We start from the raw sequence: 1527 nt of genomic DNA on the forward strand, positions 1-1527 counted from the left end.
GGGGGGACGTGCTCCCGCCGTTTCATCTACTCGGCCGCCAATGCGTGGTCGGAGTTTGATGCCTGCTCGGAGTTGGCCGGCTTCTGGGCCATGCCGGCACAGAAACAGTAGCAAAAACGCCCGTTCGTCGCTATCTGGATAGAATTGAAGCCGCTTGCACGCGGAAATGACGTGCGAGCGGCGCGACGGGTTGGAAACAGGATCATGCCAGCAAGGGATGTGCTGACGAAAAACCAGTTGTGCGTGCTCGAGAAACTCGAGGCCGCCAGCGGGCCGCTCAGCGCCTATACATTGCTTGACCAGCTTCGCGAGCGGGGTTTTCGCGCACCGCTGCAGGTCTATCGCGCGCTCGACACGCTGGTTAAGTCCGGTTTCGTGCACAGGCTCGAAAGCCTCAATTCCTTTGTCGCCTGCGCCGAGCCGCACGACCACAGCCATTCGATGACCGCCTTTGCCATCTGCGACACATGCGGGCAGGTGACCGAATTTTCCGACCATGATGTCGGACACCGGCTCGATGAGTGGGTGCGCTCGACCGGCTTTGCCGCCAAGAAGGCAGTGATCGAATTCCGCGGCACCTGTGCCAAATGCCTGGCCGAGGCGGCTTAAGGTGTATTGATATTCAGGTGATGCCGGCCTGCAAATGGTGGCTTCCTGCGCTTCCGGTGCTCACGTACCCAAAAGTACGTTCCGCTCCGGTTCTCGGAACCCACCATTTTCGACTCGGCCTGACCTGAACCTCAACACACCTGGCTTGGGCGCATCAATGAGCCTCTTCCCAATTGTCGGCGGCGCGGGCATCGACATGCAGCGGCACCGACATCGACACCGCCGGCATCGCAGCGTTCTCCATCACATGGCGCACGACGGGGATCGTCGCCTCGACCTCCGCTTCGGCCGTCTCGAAGACCAGCTCGTCATGCACTTGCAGCAGCATACGGGCGGAAAGCTTCGCCTTTTCCAACGCATCGTCCATGCGTATCATGGCGCGGCGGATGATGTCGGCCGCGGTGCCCTGCAGCCGCGCGTTGATCGAGGCGCGCTCGTTGAAGGCACGGACTGACGGGTTTGACGACCGTATCTCCGGATAGTGGATGCGGCGGCCGAAGATCGTTTCGACGAAGCCGTATTCGCGGGCATAGGCTTTGGTCGCGTCGATGTAGTCGCGGATGCCCGGGAAGCGTTCGAAATATTTCTTGATATAGGCGCCGGCCTCTTCGCGCGGGATCGACAGCTGGTTGGCGAGACCAAAGGCGGAAATGCCGTAGATGATGCCGAAGTTGATCGCCTTGGCGCGGCGGCGTATCTCCGAGGGCATGCCCTCGACCGGCACGTTGAACATCTCCGACGCGGTGATGGCGTGGATGTCGGCGCCGTCGGCGAAGGCCTGTTTGAGCTGCGGGATCTCGGCGACATGGGCGAGCACGCGCAGCTCGATCTGGCTGTAGTCGGCGGAAACCAGCTTGTTGCCCTTGTCGGCGATGAAGGCCGTCCTGATCTTCCGCCCCTCGATGGTGCGTACCGGAA

2 protein-coding genes are annotated in these 1527 nt (G+C 61.6%); one reads left to right on the top strand and one right to left on the bottom strand.

The genetic code is table 11. The features are described 5' to 3' along the window. The first annotated feature begins 204 nt into the window (after nucleotides 1-204). Nucleotides 205-609 (top strand): Fur family transcriptional regulator, encoded by a 405-nt coding sequence (locus EOA85_RS35035; RefSeq protein ID WP_127212711.1) that lies wholly within the window; start codon nucleotides 205-207, stop codon nucleotides 607-609. Nucleotides 610-763: 154 nt separating this feature from the next. Here EOA85_RS35035 and EOA85_RS35040 read toward each other — a convergent pair. Continuing rightward, nucleotides 764-1527, bottom strand: a 764-nt coding sequence (locus tag EOA85_RS35040; RefSeq protein ID WP_245486334.1) for a DNA polymerase, incomplete at its 5' end; no start/stop codon positions are given.

Source organism: Mesorhizobium sp. M5C.F.Ca.IN.020.29.1.1, assembly GCF_003997375.1.
Taxonomy (GTDB): domain Bacteria; phylum Pseudomonadota; class Alphaproteobacteria; order Rhizobiales; family Rhizobiaceae; genus Mesorhizobium; species Mesorhizobium wenxiniae.